We start from the raw sequence: 23,712 nt of genomic DNA, 5'->3' as shown, positions 1-23,712 counted from the left end.
ACACCCTTACACCCCTACACCCCTACACCCTTAATTCTTCAACTAAAGTACCAGATAGATTCTATAGTGTGGACGATTTCAGAGGTCATCGCTGGGTTATGATTTTCTAACAAAACGGTGACGTGTCCTAGTTTGCGTCCTGGACGAGATTCTGTTTTACCGTACCAGTGGACGTGTGCTTGGGGAATTGCTGCTAATTGCTGGCGTTTGCTTTGGTAGTCGCTGACAGAGGTTTCATAACCTAATAAGTTGACCATGACAGCAGTTGTACACTGTAAAGCCGGATTTCCCAAAGGCTTACCACAAACTGCTCTCAGGTGCTGCTCAAATTGGGAAGTTGCACAAGCGTCTAGGGAAAAATGCCCAGAATTGTGGGTACGGGGGGCTATTTCGTTGACTAATATTTTTCCGTCAGTAGTTAAGAATAGTTCAATACCAAACACTCCGACAAATTGGAGGCTGTTTAATAATTTATAGGCGATCGCTTCTGCTGTGGCGACTTGTTCGGGTGTAATATCAGCAGGGGCTATAACTCGGCGACATACCTGTTGTTCTTGCTGTGTTTCTACCACTGGATAGATGACAACTTCACCATCTACTGCACGGGCAGCAATTACCGCTAGTTCCCGTTCAAAGGGGACAAATTCTTCTATTAAAAATAGAGTTGGATTTTTTTGATTTAACTCTAGTTTTTCTTGCAAGGTAGCTAAATCACGAATGATAAAAGTTCCCTGTCCGTCGTAACCGTGACGGCGAGATTTCAGCACTAGGGGAAAACCTAAGTCTGCAATTTTGGCTGCTAAATCTTCCTGCTGTTCGACAGCGAAAAATTGCGGAACAGGTAGCCCTAAATCTCTTAAATAACAACGCTGATGATATTTATCTAATAGTGGTGCTAAAGCTTCTAACCTGGGACGGAAGCAGACACCTTGCTTTGCTAGCAGAGATAAAGCCTCTAAATCGACAAATTCATTTTCAAAGGTGATAACATCGCTTTTGGCTGCTAAAACTTTTGTTGCATCAGCATCATCAATTGCTGCCAATACAGTATCATGAGCGATCGCCACAGCCGGATCTTGAATGCTAGGAGTCTGCACTATCAACTCTACCTCTAGCTTATTGGCTGCATCCCCCATCATCCAGGCTAGCTGTCCACCACCAATTACACCTATACGCTTCATTAACATCCCAAAGAATCACGAGTTTCTACGCCTGTTTGAGAATTTACTCCGCTAGCTTTTGTACAAAGTTCTTTGATTTGTGCCTTGTCTAAAATTGCATCAGTAAAGTCTGCGCCTTCTAGGTTCACATTATTAAAGATGGCACGGAGTAAAATAGCTTCTTTAAAAACGGCATCGCTTAAATCAGCCCCTGTTAAGTTTACCTGATCCACCATTGCATTAGTTAAATCTGCTCCGTGGAGATTTGCGTTTGTCATCACGGAAGCACTTAATACTGCTCCCCGCAAATCCGCACCGACAAAGTTAGTCATTTCTAAATTGGCGTTAGAAAACTCCGCCGCTTGCAAACTATCACCAGAAAAGTCATGTCTCGATAATTCTGCATTGCTAAATGATAAAGGATGCGTCCAATCTACTGCCCATGCTGGTAAGGGCAAGCAAAAGACGATGATCCCCAATAATAACACCAAGCCTTGCCGCCAAAACATCTTGAGGTAATTAATTTGGTGCTTCATTTTGCGTTTTCCCCATCTTCAGGCGTTTTGGATCACTAACAGCTTAACATTTTGTCACAAACGATTGGCGATAACCTCTGGTGGGCGGGTACGCCATCGCTCTACATCTTCACCCATTTATAACTATAGGTTGAGCTAGATACGACTCTAGATAGTAGAGAAATGATTCACTAATCAGATATATTTCAATTCCGTAAGAAAATTAAGCAATTGCTCACTGAATAATTTACAATTCTTGATTTCAATGTTTGCGTTTTAGGATATAAATATTTTTAATTAAGATTTAGCGATCGCTATGAAATTTACATTTCTTCAAGTTAATATTTTCCAAGTAAAGTTTATTGTCGTTTCCGTTTAGCTGGGAAGATAGACTGTTAGTCTTTTAATCATGGCGAGCATTAAGCGTGATCGAAAACAATTTGATGATGTTTCGGAATGCTTAACAAGCTCTATATGGGGAGTATTAACCATAGTTTTTTTATAGTGACTGCTGAACTCCTGATAAATCTTGAGTAGATTTATTGCCCCTACCTAGACAAATTCAACAAGCCTAATAAGTAACTGCAATTATGACACACTACTCTATTGACTGGATCGAAGCATGGTGCGAAGAAAATGGCTGGACAGAACTATTTGTAGAGCGGCGTAATAATTACTGGGCGTTTCCTCCAGGATGTGTGATGCCAGAACCAATTCCTCATCATGTCCTCAGAGGAATTAAATCTGAGAAGGGACTGACATTTGAAGAAAAAATCTGGTCAACTTCAGCAGTGATTAGTACGGTGTTAGCGGTTATTTCTACCTTTGTACTCAGATGTCCTATGCCATTAGTTTTTGCTTTTGCTGTCAATGCAGTTACAGTGGCTCAACTTGAACCAGAGGATGTCTAGTTTATTCAATTTTGTTATTACTCCCCATCTACTGCTCTTGGTATTATCTTCAGCCAGGGCAGTTTTTAATTTTATTGTCTTCGATGCAAGAATTGGCTAATTTAACTTTTGGCTTTCCTCAAAGCTTTTAGTTCGTTATGACTAATTATTTTTTATTTTTACCTTCCATTAAATTCTACTTAAACTCATAGCTTCAATATAGGTTAGTTCCAAAAAAAATAGCCCCTTATTTCCTTGTTTTCAAAAGGGAGAATAACTTATTTTTATCACTGATTCTATCGGTGATGAACTCCCATTGGTGAATCAAAAGGGATAAGCAAAGCGCGAGATAAACGACTTATATACTTTGTAGTGGGCATTGCTAACAGAAGTTTATAGTGAGGAAAACGGAGATGAAATTGGGTTCAAAATTAGTCCTTGCTGCTAGTTTAGCTTTGGGTTTGGCTAGTGTAGATGTAAATTCAGCATCTGCGGCGATTGTTCGTTATGCTTTTACAGTTGATAGTCCCACCACGAGAGGAAATGGCATTTTTAGCTTTGATGACTCAACTTTCATTGATGGTGAAGCAATCCTGAAGTCCCTTTCCTTTCAATTTGACGGTGACTCTAATGTTTACACCGAAGAAGATGATCTTAAATCCCCAGCATTTCCTATTGTCTATACCACCATTCTTTCTACAGGTAAAACATCTTTAGCTTTAGACTATCAGTTCGATGATAAAGCTAATCCAGCTAGCTCTATTAGGTATGAAATTGCTGGTGAAGATTTTACTGCTTTCTCCATAAATACATCAGACGCTGAATTGATATCTGGTACAGTTTCTTATAGAAAAGTACCTGAGCCTACAATATTAGGAGGCCTTCTATTAGTTGGTAGTGTCACCTTGATGATGAAAAGAAAAGACATAGTAATGGGAAAGCTTAAAGCTTAATCTTGCTTGAATGGGTCAAATTTTATCCCTATTCAATGGCAAAATAGATAATTGTAGTGGTATTATTCAAAATGAAGAATGATAGCTGCATAGTTCATTCTTCATTTTTTTGTGCATTTTAATTTAAATATTATTTTTGTAATTTAATAAATTAAATATATCAAAAAATTAAATTTATATTAACTCTTTCTTTGTCAAAAATTAATCTCTAAATAGTAAGTTTTGACGTGCAGATAGAACAACTAACACATTGATACCAGTTGAGAAACTGGAAATTTAAACCTGAGTTTGGTAAGGGAGAAAATACCCTGCCTTTTTTGTGTTAACTGTTGCATTCCTTTAACTTATTTTTTAGTCAGGAGTAAGAGGATGGTAGATTACCATAATGTTCAGAAGTTTCTGCAAAGTCGCATCAAACGACGCAACTTAATTATCGGAGCAGGAGCATTTACTGGTTTAGCTATTGCCAGCCAATTTCCTCAACAACAAGCGATCGCTAAAGGCAGATTTTCCGATTATCCTTTTAAACTGGGTGTGGCATCAGGCGAACCCTATGATACCAGCATTGTGATCTGGACTCGACTAGCTCCCGAACCTATAAATGGCGGTGGAATGCCGCCTGTAAATGTGCCAATCCGTTGGGAAGTAGCAACTGACTCCAACATGAAGCGCATTATCTCCAGAGGGACTGTACTGGCAACTCCAGAACTGGCTCACTCTGTGCGGGTGGTGGTGGAAGGGCTATCACCTCATACTTGGTATTGGTATCGGTTTAATGTAGGTAGCGAAGCTAGCCCCATTGGTCGGACTCGGACTGCTCCCGCTTCTGGTAGTGCGTCAAATCTATTGAAGTTTGCCATAGCATCCTGCCAACACTATGAGCAAGGATATTACACTGCTTATAAATACATGGCAGAGGATGACCTTGACTTAGTATTTTTTTCGGGTGACTACATCTACGAGGGAGGGATTAATCTAACTCGGCCTAGACAACACAATGGGTCAGAAATTTTCACCTTGGAAGATTACCGCAATCGTCATGCTCTCTATAAAACCGATGCTAATCTCCAAGCTGCCCATGCAGCATTCCCTTGGATTGTAACTTGGGATGACCACGAGGTAGAAAACAATTATGCCAACTTAATCTCACAAGTTGATACCGAACCAGATCAAGATCCAGCCATCTTCGCCCAACGGCGAGCGATCGCTTATCAGGCGTACTATGAACATATGCCCCTGCGTCCCTTCTCCCGACCAGTCGGCCCTGATATGCAGCTTTACCGGCGGTTAAACTTTGGTAATCTGGCTACATTCAATGTTTTAGATACTCGCCAGTACCGCACAGATCAACCCTGTGGCGATGGTAGTAAGGAACGTTGTCCAGAAGTTTTTGATCCCCAAGCCACAATTCTGGGACAGGCGCAAGAAAGCTGGTTGTATGATGGTTTAGATAAATCAACAGCGAGATGGAATATTTTGGCGCAGCAAGTTCCCATTGCTCAGAGAGACTTCCTACCGGGAGAAGGTCAAGTTTTCAGCATGGACAAATGGGATGCGTATTTGGCTTCCCGCGATCGCCTCATGGCTTTTCTCGCACAGCGTCAACCATCTAACCCAGTTTCCTTAGCAGGGGATGTGCATTCTCACTGGGCGATGAATCTTAAGGCGAACTTTGATCAACCCGAATCCGCCACATTGGGTAGTGAGTTTGTCTGCACCTCCATTAGCTCAGGTGGTGATGGTATTGATATCAGCCCTACAGTGCAAGCATACTTACCAGATAATCCCCATATCAAGTTCTACAACGGGCAACGGGGATATGTACGCTGTACAGTGACTCCTAGCACTTGGAGGTCAGACTATCTAGTGATGTCAAATGTACTAACACCATTTGGTACGATTACCAACCGTGCTTCATTTGTAGTTGACAACGGTATCCCTGGAGTCCGGCAAGTCGTTTAATATTATTATGATTTGACCCCTATCTCCGCAACGACTACGGCCTACAGACAAGTCTTGCCGTAATGTATCTATCCCGCCTCGAAATTTATTCTGAGTCTCATAGTGAAAGCCCTCTAAAGACGAATCAAGGAAAAATTTAGTCCACTTGAGTGGACTTTCGCTATTAGCCTGGAACTTCAGTTCCCGGCGGGATATTAATCCAGTATGAAATCTCAAGAAATAGAGCGTTAATTTTTTTTATTCTCGAATTGAGAGGATTTTTTTGGACTAATTTGAACTAATTGAGTAGGATTCATCCAGGTTTCTAAGCGACTAAAGGCTTGGGAAGAAAGCAGAGTTAAACATAAATAAACGATCGCAACTGCTGCGTAAATTTCAAAGGCGCGATAGTTTCCAGCTACAATCAGTTGTCCTTTGCGAAATAACTCTTCAAACCCAATCACCGCTACTAAGCTGGTATCTTTCAATAAACTGATGAACTCATTGCCTAAAGCTGGTAACATCCGCCGGAATGCTTGAGGAAAAATTACTAAGCGCATTGTTAGTAAAGGATTTAAGCCTAATGATTTAGCTGCTTCTGCTTGTCCCGGTTCAATTGATTGAATACCAGCGCGAACAATTTCGGCAATGTAAGCCGCACAATTTAAACTTAAGGCAATTACTCCAGCTATTAAACGATCAAAAGAGAAAGTAAAGTTCAGTTCTTGAGCAATGGCTGGGATGCCAAAATAAATCATGAAAATCTGCACTAGTAAAGGCGTACCTCGAAAAAAATCAACATAAGCCCTGGCTAACCAGCGCACAGGAGTAATTTTAGAGAGGCGAATAATACCAACTAATGAACCACCTATTAAACCCAAAACCACAGAAATTGTTGTTAGTTGTAGAGTGACTAATGCACCTTGTAATAAAGTCGGTAAAGCCTGCGAAATTAAACTAAATGAGGTTAATATTCCCCCTTTAGCAGTGTTAGTTTGATTTTCAAATGGTGATTTATCTGGTAATTGTGGCGGAGTCGCTTTAAACCATTTTTGATAAATTTGGGCATAAGTGCCGTTTTTTAATACTCTATTCAGTCCGTCATTTATAAGTAATAAATTAGGTGAATTTTGGGCTGTGGCAATGCCGTAATATTCTTCTGTTAGTAATTGCTCTACAACTTTAATACCTTTGAGATTGCCTGTATTAATGGCATATAAAGTTACTGGTGCATCATTAATAACTGCATCTACATTACCATTGAGTAATTCTTGCAGTGCTAAAGGTGCAGAATCAAAACTGCGAATTTCTGCACCAGGAATACTTTGAGCTTTGGCTGCGCCAGTCGTACCGATTTGGACAGCAATTTTTTTGTTGTTGAGACTATCAAAACCTGTAATATCTAGATTATTGTCACGAATTGCGATCGCTAATCCGGCTTTAAAATAAGGGCGAGAGAAAGCCACAGTCTTGGCTCGTTCTGCTGTAATGGTAATTGAACTAATCGCCGCATCTACGGTTCTACCTTGCAAGGCTGGGATAATGCCATCAAACGGTAGACTTTGGAAGTTGACTTTAAAGTTAGCAGATGAAGCAATCGCATTCATTAAATCCAGGGAAAAACCCTGCAACTCTCCACCTTGTCCTTGAAACTCAAAAGGTGGAAATGCAGGTTCAGTTGCGACGCGCAAAGTTTTATCAGCACTCAGATTTGCACTACAACCAGAGAGTAAAACACAATTCAAACCAATAACTAGACACAAGCACAGCCAACGCCAAAAACCGAATCTAGCCATGTGATTTTTACCCCCTGAGTGAGTTTTGAGTGCTGAGTGCTGAGTGCTGACAGCACTCCTAAAGATATTCGCGCAAGAAGTCAAAGGGATCGTCTTCCCAGCATGGTTCAGGCATCATTAACAGTAGATTACTGTTAATGTCTGCTTCAATATCTTCGCCGTCTTGTCTATCAAATAGTTCTATGAGAACTTTCAAGTCTCTTTCTCTCAGAGACGTAAACACTGGGGCGTAAGTCTGTGGATTGATTGGATAAGTCACAGGCGAAATTTGAATCAAATGATACAAAAAGTTAGTTTTGAGATTGGCAAACAATCATAAAAAAATCGGTAAGTGGGAAACTCATGGTCTTTAGACCTGAGAGGAAAAAGACACTTAGACAGGCTCAGTGCATCGCTCGTGCGGTTTTAACCGCCTTGAATATTAAAACATTATCGCCTTGGGGTTACTCTGCTTGGTGTGCTTTTGTAATGCACTTTCAACGGGACAATTACCGATCAAACTTTTCGCCCTGTACGCATAATGTTTTTGCTCAATAGAGCCTTCCCTTGTGGGAGTAAAGTTAGCCTAGTCAATGTTTTAAGAGCTTGTTAGGCTTGCAACACTGTTCCAGTGACCTTAGAACTGTTTAATCACAAGCGACAGAGCAAGGGACTGGCTGCGTATCCCAGGGTGTCGTGACTCAAAAAACGTAGTCAAGTTTTGACTTAGACGGGTCAGTACAGCTTGCTTGATTTCTCTTACAAGCTCAGTCCCTTTAGGGCTGGGTTACTGACATTTTAACTTGCACAAGTGAAATCACAAATAAGCAGCAATTTGCTTTTAATTGCCGGATATTCCTATTTCTGATCCAATTGCACCTATTACATAATTACAGCTAAATCTACTTATAACAGTATAATTATTTAACAATTGGCAATTGACTCAATGAATTCTATACCAAAAACTTCGGTAAAAGCTTGAGCAATATGTCCGCGTACTTCTTCACAGGTAATTCCGGGAATCCATTCGGCTAAACTGCCTACAGGTTTATCTGCAATACCGCAGGGAACAATGCGCCGAAAGCCTGTCATGTCGGGACACACATTTAAAGCAAAACCGTGCATGGTAATCCAACGACTGACTTTAATGCCGATCGCAGCAACTTTACGTCCTTCTAACCATACCCCGGTGAAAGGAGGAATGCGATCGCCTTTTAAACCATAAACTGCTAGTACGTGAATTATGACCTCTTCTAATTGTCGCAAGTACCAATGTAAATCTTTACAATAACGTTGCAAATTTAAAATTGGATACCCTACCAATTGGCCGGGACAGTGGTAAGTGACTTCGCCGCCGCGTTCGGTTCTATGTACCTCGAACTGATTTTGGGCTATGTCAAATTTGAGAAATTCGGAATTGCTGCCTTGTCCTAAAGTATAGACAGGGGGATGTTCCAGCAAGATTAACACGTCATCTAGATGGGGATTGTGAATACGCTCTGTGAGGAGGGATTTCTGCCACTCATGCGCTTCTAAGTAGGGTGTTAACCCTTTGTTGTACAAAAAACAAGAGTTTTTAGCTGCTTTACTACAATTCATGCCGAAAATCAACTGAGTTAACAACTAAATATATTTCAACTTTCGAGAATTTGATCAACAATTGTCAAGCTATGCAAAGGATTTTAAAGGAACATCAAGGGAATCATCTCAAAGAAAAACAAAGTGCTAGTTTGGATATATAAGCACAAAGGTGTTGGGAGGAATTCTCTACAATAAGCATCACGCCAAGATAAGAAGAACGAATGCACTGGCTGATGAGTCTCATAATTGTTTACATCTGAAGGACTTGTATACCCAAACAACAGCGACCCAATCTCCTTTAACAAACCAGAAGTAACTACTCTCAGTTGTGTAAAGTTTGTTTTGATGAGCAAGGTAGTCAAAACCGTTATTAATTAGGCTACCTTAATTGAGAAAAGAGCGCGACTGTCTAATTGTCTAGCAATCAGTTAGAGCGATCGCTCTAAATGAAGGAAAAAAGCAAGGGTGTACATAGGAATAACTATAATAGATGCAAAAAATTGAGATAAAGCAGGCTAAAAGGACATCAAAACAGTCTAAAACAGGTGTTGGTGCAGTAACATAACTTACCGCAATCCCTTTTCATACAAAGACAACATCACATTAAATATTGCGCTATCGAGCGGGAGAGTTTACATGAAGCTTGTCATCCACGGCAAAAATATTGAAATTACCGATGCGATTCGAGAATATGTGCATCAAAAAATTGAAAAAGCAGTTAGCCACTTTCAGAACATCACCAACGAAGTGGATGTCCACCTTAGCGTAGCTCGCAATCCCCGAATTAATACTAGACAAGCGGCTGAAGTCACTATTTATGCAAATGGTAGTGTCATCCGCGCGGAGGAAAGCAGCGAAAACTTATACGCAAGCATTGATTTAGTTGCAGATAAAATTGCCAGACAACTCCGTAAATATAAAGAAAGAAAACAAGACAAGAAAACTCACGCTCTACCCACTAATGAAGTAGTTGTACCACAACCAGTAGTTGCAGATTTAATAGGCGATCGCACTCCCGAACTCCCAGAAGAAGTTGTCCGTACTAAATACTTTTCTATGCCCCCGATGACAGTTGCAGAGGCTTTAGAGCATCTACAATTAGTGGGACATGATTTTTATATGTTCCACAACGCCGAAACTGGTGAGATTAACGTCATTTATGAACGCAATCATGGCGGCTATGGCGTAATTCAACCCCGTAATAACAATGGCAATGCCCATACAAATGGTAAAAATGGTAAGTCAGCCACTAATGTAGGGATGCCAGAAAAATCTCACAGTAGATAGATACTAGATAATTAAATCTCTCCCAACTGCCAAAGCGATAGCAAAACTTTGGCAGTCGGGAGATTTTTGGTGTATCCAGCAAGCCATCAAGAGCATTAAGAACAAGGGTAATGCTGTCTGTGCTACTTTAATGTACTCAACCAAGTGTCTAAATCCGCTATTGTCTGAAAATCTAATAATGCTTCACCCAGATTTTCTAACTGTTCTAAAGAAAGATTTTCTACTCGTTCTCGCACTGGTTGAGATAATTCTCCCACACGACGAGTAAGTTGACGGAGAATGAGCGATCGTTCTCGCTGTTCTCCACGTTGTTCTCCTTCGGCGAGAATTTCCTGATAAATAACTGACTCGCGCATCATACCCTCCCGAAATAATTGTTTAATCAAGTCTTTTTTATATTTTAAACCCGCTAAAATTTGGGTGTAAGCGGAGATTTGCGATCGCTCTCCTAGCTCAAGTTGATTCACTCGTTCCACAACTTGTTGTAATAAAACTTGAGGCTGGGTAGTTGCAGCTAGTGTTGCTAATGGTAATAACGCTGGCTCATTAAGAAATGGTTGAGGATTTTCCTCCCACATAGAAATTACACGATATTCATGACGAGTAGACTCGACACTAAAAACGGTTTCAATTACTGTATCTGGTGCGGGGGGAAGCAATAATACGACAACTTGCGTGATGGGTAGACGATACAACCTATACAGGCGTACCCAATAATCTAGCATCCGCAGGGGTAGGGGTGGTGTGGATTCCAGTTTGGTTTGAAATTCTAAATGGAGAATGCGTTCTTGTAGTTGCAGGAATGTGACGTAATCAGCGCGAATCGGCTCGATACTCAATTCAGTTTTAAGAACTGTAACATCAGTTTGCGGTTTACCTAATACCCAACTGGCAAAAGTAACAGGATGTTTTTCAGACAGAAGTTTGCACAGATTATCAAAGGACATTTATTAAAAGTAAAAAGTTAATAATTCACAAATTAAAAGAAACATCAACTAAATATTTTTAAATATTTATCGAGTGCCAAAGTATTGAGTAATTTTTATTTTACTCAGCACTCAGCACTCAGCACTCCTAAGCCACCGCAACCGTAGCCTTAAGAGCAAAAATCTTCTCAATTATATCTTCCACAACCTTATCAGGTGTAGAAGCACCAGACGTAACCCCTACAACTATTTCTCCATCTGGTAGCCAGTTTTCTGCAATGACTAAATCGCCAGTTAATTGCCGATGTTCAATAGATGTTCTAGATTTAATTCGCTCCACACAATCAATATGATAAGAAGGCAAATTACGTTCCTGGGCAATTTGTTGTAATTGAGTCGTATTTGATGAATTAAACCCACCAATTACCACCATTAAATCTAAGTTGTGTTCTACTAATTCCAACATGGCATCTTGCCGTTCTTGGGTAGCATCACAAATAGTATTGAAGTTTTGGAAATGTTGATTTAATTCAGCAGGACTATACTTCTGCATCATGGTATGCTCAAACAGTTTACCAATCTGCTCGGTTTCGCCTTTCAGCATCGTGGTTTGGTTAGCAATACCAACACGTTCTAAGTCTTGATCAGGATCAAACCCGGCTGAACAAGCTTTGGCGAATTTTTGTAAAAATTCTTCGCGATCGCCACCATGTAAAATGTAGTCAGCTACATAATGGGCTTCTTTTAAATTCAGCACAATTAAATACTTACCAGCAAAGGAACTAGTAGCCACAGTTTCTTCATGCTTGTATTTACCATGAATAATTGAGGTGTAATCACCTTTTTTGTGCTTTTCCACGGTATTCCAAACTTTAGATACCCAAGGGCAGGTAGTATCAACGATTTTACAGCCTTTATCGTTGAGTATCTGCATTTCTTGAACGCTAGCTCCAAAGGCAGGTAATATCACCACATCGTTATTACCCACAATAGAGAAGTCTTTTTTAGTCCCATCAACAGGGATAAATGCGACTTGCATTTCCTGCATTCGCTGATTCACAGAAGGATTGTGGATAATTTCGTTAGTAATCCAAATCTGTTCTGTCGGGAAGTGCTTGCGGGTTTCATAAGCCATAGCCACAGCGCGTTCCACACCCCAGCAAAAGCCAAAAGCTTGCGCCAAACGGATAGTGACATCGCCCCGTTTAAGGATGTAATTGCGATCGCGGATTTCTTGAATTAAGTTACTTTGATACTCAGATTGCAATTGAGTAGCTACTTCAGCCTGATGACCAAACCCTTTACGGTTGTAATTTTCTGAATGTTGCAGTGAACGCTTAAAAGCTTTTGTATCCATATGTTTTATTTTTTATTATCTCCTCTTTCTGATTTTCTCGTGCCATGACACGATTTAGTTAATCAGGTAGAGATTTTCTTAAGTTAGAAGGGACAGGGAACAGGTGATAGGTGATAGGTGACAGGTGACAGGTGACAGGTGACACAAGTTATTAGACCTCTTGCATAAATGCTTAACCTGTCATGTTGAGCGAAGCGAAACATCTCTTAGATTCTACATTTCATTCAGAATGACACATCTCATTTTCGGACTTTTGCAAGAGTTCTAATTTTGAATTAATTAGTCCCACCAATTCCCTTTTGATAAATTTGCAAGGCTGTGCGCCAAACCAGATAGCCGGCAGGATTGATATGTAAGCCATCGGTAGTCAATTCTGGGCGAAGATTTCCTTGCTGGTTGGCAAATAAGGAATATAAGTCTAGATATTCAACCCGTTCTTTGGCTGCTATGCTTTTTAACTGCTGATTTAATTGCTGAATGCGACTATTGGGAATAGCCAGTAATTTTTCCCGTCCTTCCCAGGTGGCAGATTCTGCCCCATGAGGCAAAATCGACTGGATAAAGATTTTAGCTTTGGGGTGGCTTTTTCTTAGATAATTCATCATTTGCCGTTGATTATCTAAGATAACCTGATCATTCACCCCCCGAATGAGGTCATTAATCCCAATCATCACAAAAATCGTTTCTGGCTGCGTTTTGTCAAATAAATTTAATCTTTTGAATAATCCATTGCTGGTTTCACCAGAAATTGCTTGATTAAGCCAATTTCTATCTTTAGGTAATAATTCCGCAGGAAACCATAGACTCAGAGAATCCCCCGCTAAGATACTTAATTGCGGCGGACGCTGTTCAGCTGCTATTTGGGCTTCTTGCTTGAGGATGTCTACCCACTTTTGGTAACTAAGTTGGTGGCGGGGGCCTAACTCTGGGGTAGCAGATGGGGCTTGATTGGCTGGAACTGGGGTAGTATTACTGGAAAAAACGGTCAAACCCTGCTGTCGCAAAATCAGCAGAATCACCGCCAACATAAGGATGCCGTTGGTTGCCAGTAAGAAAAAAGCCCAGATAGGAAATTGTTTTGCAGTGGTGGACACGACTAGCGAAATTTTCCAATGATTTGACTCAGATTTTAAATCGCTACTAAGATAATGGCACTATTTTCCGCAATTATTCGGAGACATTGATGCGATGACCGACCGTCGGTCGTAGACCATCGCTAAACGCGGAGTTAGATGATTAAATATTTAAATATATTAATATTGAAAAATATGCGCTCTACTTAAATTGAATGACACACTTTATACATGACGAATTTGCTAAAGACTATTGCTAAACCAGAGCTACAGGTTATTTAATCCACGATCATCAGGGATGGGGTTAAACTACATTGAGAATTATTACTAATTATCTGAACTTGGTATTATAGCGTTTCCTAATCACATGAGGTATATCATAGCCCTCCTTGCTTGCTCTTAGGGGGTTGGGGGTGGGGTTCTTGTACCTCACTAAAGCGATAACCGCTATAGTCATGAGACATTAATTGTTAATGTGTTATTATTTACCCGTTAACTATTGCGGTATTTATAGAAGGTAACAATATGCTTGTTTTTGTTATCCCACTTAAAGGTCGAGAATTTTCTAAATCATGGGAGCGGGTTACACATTTATTTGAAAGATGTATTAAATCAGTTTGTCATCAAACTTCGCCAGATTTCCGGGTAATCGTGGTTTGTAATGAGCAACCAGAAATAGAATTTAACCATCCTAACATAACATACATTACAGTTGATTTCTCAGCTAATAAAGAGTCCCTTTCTATCAATCAAGGACGCACAGATAAAGGGCGAAAAATTCTGAGAGGATTAGTATATGCCCAACAATTTGACCCTACTCATACGATGGCATTGGATGCAGATGATTGTGTCAGCAGAAAGTTAGCAGAGTTTGTCAAAGACAATCCTAACAGTAATGGATGGTTTATCAATCAAGGTTATAAATATCAAGAGGGCAGTAACCATATATATATTAAAAGAAATAACTTTTATAGAATGTGTGGAAGTTGTAATATTTTGCGATATGACTTAAATTTTCTCCCGGAACCCGCAGAATATAATCGGGGATATGGTTATTATAAGTATTATATAGATCACGCCAAAGTTAAAGATATTTTGACAGACAAAGGTCAAGCTATTAGTGCATTACCATTTCCAGGTGCAATTTATATGTTAGAGACAGGAGAAAATCATTACTATGATCGGACAAAGTTAACTTTCAGTATCTTCAATCGAAAAAAAATTACCCCATCTATTAGAGATGAATTTGGGTTATATAATTTACAGTAATCTGAATTTATTAGGTCAAAAATATACTTTTTCTGAGGCTGATAGGCTAGAACGCACCTATGCCAAAATTAAAATCGAAATCATCACGGACTAAAAAATCAAAACAGCAACCACAGAAAGAAACGCCAACCCTGAGTTTAAAAGACAGGTTAGCCCAAAAGCGGAAAGCAACCCAAGCACGTAAAGAACTGATTAATTTACTAACTACCGTTTCTTTCGTCAGCTTCTTTGTTGGTATATTGGTGTTTTTAACTGTCGGAATAAAGGCAGCAGTTCCCACTGTTTTGGGAATAATTGTCATGTCTATATCTTACAAATATCCGAGGTTAGCTCTTTTTGCTTTTCTTCTTTACGTACCTTTTGGAGGGACAATCACTTATTACATTGGTAACAGTCCTATATTACAACTTGCCAAGGACTCGTTCTATTTTCCTGCTTTAATCGCAATTTGGCAGACTTGCCGCAAGCAGAAACTACCTCTAATTTTGCCCTCCCCTATTAGAACTCCACTATTTATTTTATTTGGCTTGTGTATGCTGACTTTGCTGTTTATCAATGGTGGACAGCAACTAAACCCACCTAGCGTGGGACTGCTCGAAAGAACTACTAGCGAAATACCTATAGGTATGGGTATTTTGGGACTAAAAGTATTTTTAGGCTATGTCCCTTTGATTGGTTGCGCTTACTACTTAATTCGCAACAAACAGGATTTTCTATTCTTATCGCGCCTCCAGGTCAGCGCAATCCTCATATGTGGAGCATTGGGTATTCTTCAATACGGACTATTGTACACAGGGGTCTGTGAAGGTACTAGAAATGCTTCAGGTGCTGACCTATTTAAAGCCACCCTGGACGCACGTTGTTATTTTGGTGGTTCTCTAGTTTATAGTCCTAGCCAAGGAATGATTCGCTTACCGGGAACATTCGTCGCTCCTTGGCAATGGGCATGGTTCTTAATTTCCAGCACCTTTTTAGCCTTTGCTGCGGCTTTTTCTGACCCCTCTTTCATTTGGCGTGCAATCAGTTTAGGTTCATTGGCTACGGTATTTATAAATGCAGTTGTTTCGGGGCAGAGAATTGCATTAGCTTTAGTACCTACTTGCTTCTTGTTACTGCTAATACTCACAGGTCAAATTGCCAACCTCAAACGCTTTATTCCCATTGGTATAGGCTTGGCTGCCATCTTGGGAATTGCAATGGTCACTAACCCGGCTATTGTCCAAGAAAGGGTTGATAGTTTGTCTGGTCGTTGGGACGCTTCACCACCGGAGGAATTTATCGTCCAACAATTTGAAGAGAACTGGAAAACTGTAGATACTCCCATAGGTAGTGGGTTGGGTAGGGCTACTAACTCGGCTCGCAGTTTAGGTTCAACTAAGTTGGTGGAAACCTACTACCCTAAAGTGCTGTATGAAGTTGGCATTGTGGGATTATTGGGTTTTGTCGCCTTAGTGACTACCCTGACAGTTACTGCCTTTAAAACGTATCGCTCAATAAAAAACCGTAGTTTCCGTACTTACGCAGCTGCTATATGGGTGTTTATATTGTTTATTAGTTACAACACATACTACTATCCTTTAGATGTCGATCCGGTAGCTGTATATTACTGGTTTTTTGCAGGAGTTCTTTTCAAATTACCAATACTGGATAAACAAGAGAGGAAAAATGAAGAACTTGAAGAAAAAGCAAAAAGTGTTTGATTCTTACAAAGCAGCACTATGTCAAGTTATTTTTGACGGTTCGTAGTAAGGACTCCAGTCCTTAAAAATTAGGACTAAAGTTTTTACGACAAACTTGCTTATTCATCAATTTAAACTTGACGCATTAAATTTTGATAGCTTAATTTATCATCAAAAATATGAATAATCAGCCTTTAATCACTGTAATTATTCCTACATACTGTAGAGAAGAAGCATTAAGAGATAGCATTGCAGATGTTTTAAATCAAGATTATCCAAATTTTGAAGTTTTGGTGGTAGACCAGTCACCAACACATCAACCAGAAGTCCAAAATTATTTAGCAGAACTAGCAGCAGCAGAAAAAATTAAATGGTTTAAACTGAACTGGGCAAGTTTACCAGGAGCGCGGAACTATGGTGTCAGACGGGCTACTGGGGAAATAATTATTTTTATTGATGATGATGTCAAGTTAACCCCCAATTATATCTCATCCCATGTCAAAAACTATATACAAAATCCAGAGATAGGGGCGGTAGCTGGACGGGTATTTGACAGAATGAAATTAGGTGAGTCTGGGGGAGAGTTTGAGATAGAATATTTACCCCCAGAGGCAATGAACCCCGGTATTGCTTGGTATCATATTGACTTAGTACACACCATTAAACCCCAACAAGTGTTAAGTGCAAGGGGTTGCAATATGTCCTTCCGCCGGGAAATTTTCACTAAATATGGACTACGGTTTGATGAGAGGTTTCGCGGTAGTGCAGTACGTGAAGAGTCAGATTTTTGTTTGAGGTTGCGCCAGACAGGGTATAAGATTTGGTATGACCCAGAGGCTAATTTAGTACATCTAGGAGAAGAAACTGGAGGTTGTCATGATATTAGTATGCGATCGCTCAAATATCAATTTACCTTCTATCACAATCATTTCTTGATGGCGATGAAAAACCTCACCGCTAGCCAAGCTTTACGCCTATACGCCAGGTTATTTGATTGTCACGTCCTCGGCCGTCCCCCCTGTCATAAAAGTGGCTCACCTATAAAAATTGTTACTCGTGGTGTATTCTATATCTTGGGTTTCTTCAAAGCTTTAGGGACTGTCATTCAATCTAATTGGGATGATGGGCAAATTTACAGTCGTCTTGATCAAGAGTCATTAGTCAAAAGTCAAGAGTCATTAGTTATTAGTCAAAACTAATTATCTATTGATAACTGACAACTAACAACTACCCAATATTCATGAAAATATTAGTTGCCAGTCATACTTATATAGTAGACCTCAATTGTGAAAAGCTACGCGCGCTATCTCAATTAGAACCGGGAATTGAGGTGACAGTTGTAGTACCTAAAGTTTGGAAACCTGGTGGTGTACAAAATAAAACTATTGCAACCCAATCTAGGGATGAAGGTGCATTTAGAATAGTTCCAGTTTCTAATTTTAGTCAAAACCATCAAGGTCTACTGACATTCGGTGCTGATTTAATATCTTTATTGCAACAGTTTCGCCCCCAAATCATCCAAGTAGAACAAGGTTCTAGGAGTCTGGCTTATACTCAGATGATTATATTAAATCAGTTATTAGGACTGGAGGCAAAAAATATCTTTTTTACTTGGTGGAATTTACCTTATGAATTAAAATTACCTATTGCTTTATTAGAAAAATATAACCTTAACCACAGCCACGGTATCATCTCTGGTAATCAGGATGGGGCTGAAGTTTTACGACAACGTGGGTATGAAGGTACAATTAAAGTTATGCCACAATTGGGTGTAGATCAAAATCTGTTTACGCCTCAAGCACAACCAGAATTAGCTGCTAAATTTGGTATTACATCAACTGATTTTGTTGTGGGATTCGTAGGGCGGTTTGTGCCAGAAAAAGGATTATTAACACTTCTAAAGTCATTAATTGTCTTAAAAGATCAGCCTTGGAAATTATTATTACTGGGACGCGGAATTTTAAAAGACGAACTAGTTAAATTAGCAACAGAAAATAATATTCAAGATAGGGTGATTTTTGTAGAGAGTGTACCTCATGATGAAGTCCCCAACTATATTAACTTAATGAATACATTGGTTTTGCCTTCAGAAACCACCTACCAATTTAAAACTCTCACTTCTATTGGTTGGAAAGAACAGTTTGGCCATGTACTAATTGAGGCTATGGCTTGTAAAGTACCTGTGATTGGTTCTGATTCTGGGGAAATACCTTATGTCATTGGTGACGCTGGTTTGGTATTTCCTGAAGGTGATGCTCAAGCTTTAGCTAATTGTTTATTACAGCTTATGGAAAAACCAGATTTGGCTCATAATTTGGCTGAAATTGGTTATCAGAAAGCGATGGATAAGTATACCAATAAAGCTTTAGCCAAGCAACAATTTGAGTTTTATCAGGAGTTAGTCAATAAAAATTGAATAACATGAAAATTTTACATATTGTTCCATCGATTTCTTTAATCTATGGCGGCCCTAGTCAAATGGTGCTGGGACTAGCACCGGCTTTGGCTAAAGAAGGGGTAGAAGTTACGGTACTAACTACAGATAGTAATGGTGATACTGGTCAAAAACCTCTGGATGTACCTTTAAATGTACCTATAAAACAAGATGGCTATGATATTATTTATTTTCGCTGTGCGCCATTCCGACGTTATAAGTTTTCTTTGGACTTACTAAATTGGTTAAAAACTCATGCTAGGGAATTTGATTTAGCACATATTCATGCTTTATTTTCTCCGGTGAGTAGTGCGGCGGCGGTTGTATGTAGCCAACAAAAATTACCTTATATTTTACGTCCTTTAGGAACGCTTGACCCGTCTGATTTACTGAAGAAAAAACAATTAAAAAAGCTGTATGTAGCAATTATTGAACGGCGTAATTTAGCTAAAGCAGCAGCGATTCATTTTACTAGCGAACAAGAAGCAAAAGTTTCCGAAAGGTTTGGGGTGGCTACACGAGATTTAGTCATTCCTTTGGGTGTAATCCCGCCTCAATATTCATCTAACAATGGCAAAGAGTTTATAACTAATAAATTAGGTATACCAGAGGATTTCCCTTTGGTGCTATTTATGTCGCGGCTTGACCCAAAAAAAGGGTTAAATCTGTTGATTCCAGCATTAGAAAAGTTATTAACATCTGGTAATAAGTTTCATTTTGTTTTAGCGGGTGCAAGTCCCCAAGACCCAGACTATGAACAAAGAATTAAAGACCAAATTGCTAATTCACCGTTAAAATTTTACACTACCATCACAGGCTTTGTTAGTGGTGAATTAAAAACTACTCTACTACAAGCGGCTGATTTATTCGTCTTGCCATCTTATTATGAAAACTTTGGTATTGCTGTAGCTGAAGCGATGGTAGCCGGAAAACCTGTAGTTATCTCAGACCAAGTGCATATTTGGGAAGAGGTGCGTGATAGTGAATCAGGCTGGGTGGGAACAACAGATGTATCATCGTTGGTAGACTTGCTGCAAGCAGCTTTACAAAATCCCCAAGAATGTCAGCGTCGGGGATTAAATGCCCAAAATTACGCCTTAGAAAATTTTAGCTGGGATGCGATCGCAAAACAAACTATCCAAGCCTATCAAACAATTATCGCAAATCATTAATTTGCTCTTTCCCAAAGACGCTGAATTTCTCTAATTGTCTGAGTGTTGGGTGGTGGTATGGTTTGCACCGTGGGTTTAACTTCCGCACCGGGAATATTTTGATTCCAAGGACTGTTAGGTACAGCTTTTAAATCAACCGCATTATTCACTGGACGGAAACCATGCTGAACTAAAACTGCTTGCTGTGGTGGTTGTGTCAGAAAATCCAAAAACTTCCTAGCTGCATTTGCTGTTCCGCCATCAATATCTCGGCGGACAATTGCGGCTGTAGCTGTAGACTCACTGGTGGGATTTAAATAGTAAATTTGGTAAGGTTGACCTTGATTAGCGGTTGACTGTTGCCAACGATACAACGCTATACTTTCATATACAGTAGCGACATCAGCATCATTAAGACCTCTGCTAATAAACTCTTGCAAGAGAATATCTGTAGACCGTGGTGGTTGATAGACTGATTTTTTCACCAACCCAAACAAAGACTGCACAGATGGGTTATTAAAACTATTTTGGTTGATGTTTGCACCTAACTTTGCTTGTGTCCACAGGTTAAGAGTCACCTGACCACTGTTAGAACGAGTGGGGTCTGTGGTCACAAAATCAAAGCTACCCCAGTCATTAGCACCACCAATTTTTCCCCAGTTACTAGCTTGCATGGCTTGTTCGATTTTTGTCCATTGGAAGCGTCCATCTGGGAATAAAACTTTACCCCGTTGCGGCCAGGCAATGGCTACGAGTAAAGTTTTCGCTATGGGTGTGGGAGAATTATAAAATGGGTCGATGTTGTTGGTAGCTTGCAGGCGATCGCTTAATTCTGTTAAAATTTCTCCATTAGCCGGAATTAACACCGCAATTTTAAAGTCATTCTTCTGGTCAACATAATTGTTCACCATATCTTGCGAACCCTGAAACTTGAGTTCTAACTTGATATTGGGGTTTTCTTGCTCAAATTTTGCTTCTAGTTTTTGCAGTGGTTCTTGTAGTTCTGTCCCACTCACAATTACCACAGTTTGCTGTAATCCAGGAATTGGAGCGTAAGTTAAACCCAATGCTGCAATAATAATAGTAATTGAGGTAAAAACCTGATTTTTGTGTTTGAATTCAGACTTTTTTGCTTTCATATTATTTTCTATTCATTAGTCATCAGAAATCAGTCAAACACTAAAAAGAAGATTTCATTAAAACTTTGCATGACTCTGTGTTTAAAAACAAAATTATTGTCATACTACTAAATCCAGATTGTCTGCAAGACTACCTAATTCATCAGCAATTAATTGCAACCCATTAATTTGTTCAGCATCATTTAAGTCAGATGTACGTAATCTCGTTTGCAGTTTTTGCAATACTCCAGAAAAATCTTGAATTAAAGTAGCAATATTAATAATTCTTCCTAGGCGAGTATCTTCACCTTCTTGTGCTAATTTAACATTGCGCTTGAGACTATCTGCTAATTGATTAAGATGTCGTTTAGCCACCCCAGAACTAGATGGTAATTTCTTTTTTACTTCTGTAAGTTGCTGTTGTAGAGCTTCGATAGAAAGAAGTGAATTTGTGTGATGTAGATTGACTACTAATTTATCAAGTTTACCAGGAAGTTCATCGGCGCGATCGCAACTCATGGAAACAGTAGTCAAAAGTTCCACATGAAAGGTATCAGTCAATAATTTCTGCACCTCTAAACGCATTCCATTTGCTTGCTTTGCTAAAGCCAACGCTGATGTTTTAACTGCTAAAATTTCCCGTTCCAATTCTGGGTTATCTAACTCTAATACCTCACCTTCACGAGACTTCAAAAAACTAGCACCAGCCACCGCTAAACCACTCGCCACAGGTATCATTACCAAACTAGACAAATTACCCAACCGCACCCCAACAAACAGAGTCAAACCCCCAACCAAAACAGCCACCGGATAATACAACGGATTCACTAACTTCACCATAAAAAACTCCGCGTACCTTTGCGTTTCCCTCAGCGTACCTCTGCGTTTAAAACTCCACCTGTAAATCTGACATCAACAGAGCAATTGTTTCCGGATCACCTTTAGAATAGTACCCCCCATTCAACTCAGCAATCTTCTTCAAAGCATCAGGATTAAACTCACCCTCTTTCCCATAACCAACAGTAAAAAAGCCAATTCTTTGGTCAGTAGAAAACCCACTTTTTTGCAATTCAGTTGATAGCTGGTCTAAGGAAACTTGCGAACCAGAATCTTCCCCATCTGTTAATATCAAAACCGCATTAATTGCATCTTGACGACGATTTTGCTGTAACCAATTGCGGGCTTGTAAAGCAGCATCATATAATCTTGTTCCACCATCGGCTCTGAGTCCACTGATAAATTGCAAACCGCGATCGCGCCCTTGGGGTGTACCATCTACTAACACTGGGGGGCGAATCTCCGAATCAAAGTCTACAATGGCAATTTGCTCTTTTACACCCAGATTCTTAATATAATTTAACAAAGTATTCTGCACGGCTGGTAATTTATTCCCCTCCATTGAACCAGAAGAATCAACAACTACCACCACTAGAGAAGGTTTCTTAGAAGCTTCCTGCCAAGATTTCAACATAGCATCTACCACCTCTGGTTTCGGTGGTCTGAGGGAATCATACTTGGTTTGAGATTCCACGCCAAAATCTGGAGAAAACTTTGCACCTAAAGCCACACCCGGAGTTCCTGGTCTTAAACCTAAATCTGTGGCAATTTTTTGAGTTTCAGGCGATCGCCAATAGGTGATAAACTTTTCAGCAGCCGCCTTCTCATCAGCACTTACCCAAGGTGCATTCGGCACAATTGCCCGCATATTAGATGTAAAAGTCGCCTTGGGATAGACGGCTGTATAACGCTGTTGTCCTGGTTGCAAGGTAGAATTAGCCGCAATCACACTAGATTCATAAACAGACCCCACAGAAGCCCAAAACGGGCCATTTTTCACCATTGATTGGGCGAGGGAATTAGTAGAAACCCCATAACGGGTAATCTTGCTTTGAATTTGCTGAATTTGCGGCTGAAACTTCTGCACATCAGCAATAGTCAACTCTTCCGGCCGTTTACCAGATACACTGACATATTGAGCTACCAGTGTTTGTAACCCAGAATTAGAACGAGTTGGCGCAGTGTGGACATAGTTCACTGTTAACGGTGGCGCAGCTGGGTCAATATCCCGGTGAGTTTTCGCTGTCACCAAAGCTTGATAAGGGTCAGCAACTTTTTTTAGTCCTCCAGCCACATCCGGTTGCGCCATAAACACCATTGGCGTGTTCGCTATTAGCTGTGCGTCAGTAATATCAGGAATATAATTTTGCCCTGGAAATAGTTGGTTAATTCGGTAAATTAACTGACTGTGATATATATCTCCATCCACAGAAATAATCGTTGGTAAGTCTGGTGCATCTGCTTGTAAAGTGCCATTTTTCAGTTGAGTGGCGGAAGTAACTACCTTTGTCACTACATCGCCGCTACCCTGTGCTTCGCAACTTACCCGAAACGCTGTCCCATTATCTAACTTCGGTTGAGTATCATTAAAATTCTTTGCAGCTTGGTTGCAAAAATCCCCCAAGGCACTACCCACCAAAAGCTTAACTTTCAAACCAGTAAAATTATCATCAGAGTTGGCATTACCATTACAAGCTGTTAGTAACAGTACACCAAAGGCTGCCGTCAAGCGTCTAATTGACCAAGACCCTTTGAGAATCATGTAT

The 23,712-nt window shown here is 40.0% G+C and carries 20 protein-coding genes; 9 read left to right on the top strand and 11 right to left on the bottom strand.

Translation table 11 applies throughout. The features are described from left to right. Positions 1–38 precede the first annotated feature (38 nt). A complete protein-coding gene (locus tag L6494_RS19000; protein ID WP_237989268.1) occupies positions 39–1,181 on the bottom strand; it encodes a 5-(carboxyamino)imidazole ribonucleotide synthase in 1,143 nt (380 codons plus the stop codon). Then, on the bottom strand, positions 1,181–1,669 hold the full coding sequence (locus L6494_RS18995) for a pentapeptide repeat-containing protein (RefSeq protein ID WP_237996142.1): 489 nt from the start codon (positions 1,667–1,669) through the stop codon (positions 1,181–1,183). Before L6494_RS18995 ends, L6494_RS19000 begins: the two co-directional genes overlap by 1 nt. A 596-nt stretch (positions 1,670–2,265) precedes the next feature. Between L6494_RS18995 and L6494_RS18990 the strand changes: the two genes are divergently transcribed. From L6494_RS18990 to L6494_RS18980, 3 genes are all read left to right on the top strand, one after another. Then, positions 2,266–2,586: a hypothetical protein gene (locus L6494_RS18990; protein ID WP_237989267.1), complete on the top strand. Its 321-nt coding sequence runs from the start codon at positions 2,266–2,268 to the stop codon at positions 2,584–2,586. A 392-nt stretch (positions 2,587–2,978) separates the two neighbouring features. Beyond that, a complete protein-coding gene (locus L6494_RS18985) occupies positions 2,979–3,518 on the top strand; it encodes a PEP-CTERM sorting domain-containing protein (protein WP_237989263.1) in 540 nt (179 codons plus the stop codon). A gap of 369 nt (positions 3,519–3,887) precedes the next feature. Continuing rightward, positions 3,888–5,480 carry an alkaline phosphatase D family protein gene (locus tag L6494_RS18980; RefSeq protein ID WP_237989262.1) on the top strand — a complete coding sequence of 531 codons (1,593 nt, stop codon included), beginning with the start codon at positions 3,888–3,890 and terminating at the stop codon, positions 5,478–5,480. 227 nt (positions 5,481–5,707) lie between these two features. On the opposite strand, the gene L6494_RS18975 is transcribed toward L6494_RS18980, so the two are convergent. The 3 genes from L6494_RS18975 to lipB form a co-directional block, all read right to left on the bottom strand. After that, positions 5,708–7,255 carry an ABC transporter permease subunit gene (locus L6494_RS18975; protein WP_237989260.1) on the bottom strand — a complete coding sequence of 516 codons (1,548 nt, stop codon included), beginning with the start codon at positions 7,253–7,255 and terminating at the stop codon, positions 5,708–5,710. Positions 7,256–7,313: 58 nt separating this feature from the next. Beyond that, complete coding sequence (locus L6494_RS18970; protein WP_237989256.1) at positions 7,314–7,514, bottom strand: hypothetical protein; 201 nt, start codon at positions 7,512–7,514, stop codon at positions 7,314–7,316. A gap of 644 nt (positions 7,515–8,158) precedes the next feature. Continuing rightward, positions 8,159–8,833 carry a lipoyl(octanoyl) transferase LipB gene (gene lipB / locus L6494_RS18965; protein WP_237989255.1) on the bottom strand — a complete coding sequence of 225 codons (675 nt, stop codon included), beginning with the start codon at positions 8,831–8,833 and terminating at the stop codon, positions 8,159–8,161. Positions 8,834–9,451: 618 nt separating this feature from the next. Here lipB and hpf point away from each other — a divergent pair. Continuing rightward, a complete protein-coding gene (gene hpf, locus L6494_RS18960; RefSeq protein WP_237989254.1) occupies positions 9,452–10,102 on the top strand; it encodes a ribosome hibernation-promoting factor, HPF/YfiA family in 651 nt (216 codons plus the stop codon). A gap of 122 nt (positions 10,103–10,224) precedes the next feature. Here hpf and L6494_RS18955 read toward each other — a convergent pair whose 3' ends face one another. From L6494_RS18955 to L6494_RS18945, 3 genes are all read right to left on the bottom strand, one after another. Then, on the bottom strand, positions 10,225–11,049 hold the full coding sequence (locus L6494_RS18955) for an Rpn family recombination-promoting nuclease/putative transposase (RefSeq protein WP_237989253.1): 825 nt from the start codon (positions 11,047–11,049) through the stop codon (positions 10,225–10,227). Positions 11,050–11,176: 127 nt separating this feature from the next. Next, positions 11,177–12,385 (bottom strand): 4-hydroxy-3-methylbut-2-enyl diphosphate reductase, encoded by a 1,209-nt coding sequence (locus L6494_RS18950; protein ID WP_237989252.1) that lies wholly within the window; start codon positions 12,383–12,385, stop codon positions 11,177–11,179. Between the two features lie 275 nt (positions 12,386–12,660). Then, entirely contained in the window at positions 12,661–13,479 is an 819-nt protein-coding gene (locus L6494_RS18945; RefSeq protein ID WP_237989250.1) for an SGNH/GDSL hydrolase family protein, read from the bottom strand. 504 nt (positions 13,480–13,983) lie between these two features. Between L6494_RS18945 and L6494_RS18940 the strand changes: the two genes are divergently transcribed. From L6494_RS18940 to hpsP, 5 genes are all read left to right on the top strand, one after another. Further along, positions 13,984–14,727, top strand: a complete 744-nt coding sequence (locus tag L6494_RS18940) for a glycosyltransferase family 2 protein (protein WP_237989248.1) — start codon at positions 13,984–13,986, stop codon at positions 14,725–14,727. A gap of 59 nt (positions 14,728–14,786) precedes the next feature. Further along, the gene (gene hpsL, locus L6494_RS18935; protein WP_237989247.1) at positions 14,787–16,427 is read left to right on the top strand and encodes a hormogonium polysaccharide biosynthesis protein HpsL; all 1,641 of its coding nucleotides are present in this window, start codon (positions 14,787–14,789) and stop codon (positions 16,425–16,427) included. A gap of 158 nt (positions 16,428–16,585) precedes the next feature. Continuing rightward, a complete protein-coding gene (gene hpsN / locus L6494_RS18930) occupies positions 16,586–17,605 on the top strand; it encodes a hormogonium polysaccharide biosynthesis glycosyltransferase HpsN (protein ID WP_237989246.1) in 1,020 nt (339 codons plus the stop codon). Between the two features lie 41 nt (positions 17,606–17,646). Beyond that, positions 17,647–18,822 carry a hormogonium polysaccharide biosynthesis glycosyltransferase HpsO gene (gene hpsO, locus L6494_RS18925; protein ID WP_237989245.1) on the top strand — a complete coding sequence of 392 codons (1,176 nt, stop codon included), beginning with the start codon at positions 17,647–17,649 and terminating at the stop codon, positions 18,820–18,822. A 5-nt stretch (positions 18,823–18,827) separates the two neighbouring features. After that, positions 18,828–20,012, top strand: a complete 1,185-nt coding sequence (gene hpsP, locus L6494_RS18920) for a hormogonium polysaccharide biosynthesis glycosyltransferase HpsP (protein WP_237989244.1) — start codon at positions 18,828–18,830, stop codon at positions 20,010–20,012. On the opposite strand, the gene L6494_RS18915 is transcribed toward hpsP, so the two are convergent. The 3 genes from L6494_RS18915 to L6494_RS18905 form a co-directional block, all read right to left on the bottom strand. Beyond that, positions 20,009–21,130: a substrate-binding domain-containing protein gene (locus tag L6494_RS18915; protein WP_237989242.1), complete on the bottom strand. Its 1,122-nt coding sequence runs from the start codon at positions 21,128–21,130 to the stop codon at positions 20,009–20,011. The genes hpsP and L6494_RS18915 overlap by 4 nt on opposite strands. Before the next feature lie 99 nt (positions 21,131–21,229). Further along, entirely contained in the window at positions 21,230–21,949 is a 720-nt protein-coding gene (locus tag L6494_RS18910; protein ID WP_237989241.1) for a hypothetical protein, read from the bottom strand. Positions 21,950–21,995: 46 nt separating this feature from the next. Beyond that, positions 21,996–23,708 carry a VWA domain-containing protein gene (locus L6494_RS18905; RefSeq protein WP_237989239.1) on the bottom strand — a complete coding sequence of 571 codons (1,713 nt, stop codon included), beginning with the start codon at positions 23,706–23,708 and terminating at the stop codon, positions 21,996–21,998. Positions 23,709–23,712 lie beyond the last annotated feature (4 nt).

The organism is Nostoc sp. UHCC 0870 (genome assembly GCF_022063185.1).
In the GTDB taxonomy this organism is placed as follows: domain Bacteria; phylum Cyanobacteriota; class Cyanobacteriia; order Cyanobacteriales; family Nostocaceae; genus Trichormus.
Note: the sequence above shows the minus strand (reverse complement) of the source record. Positions and strands in the feature narration are given on the sequence as shown.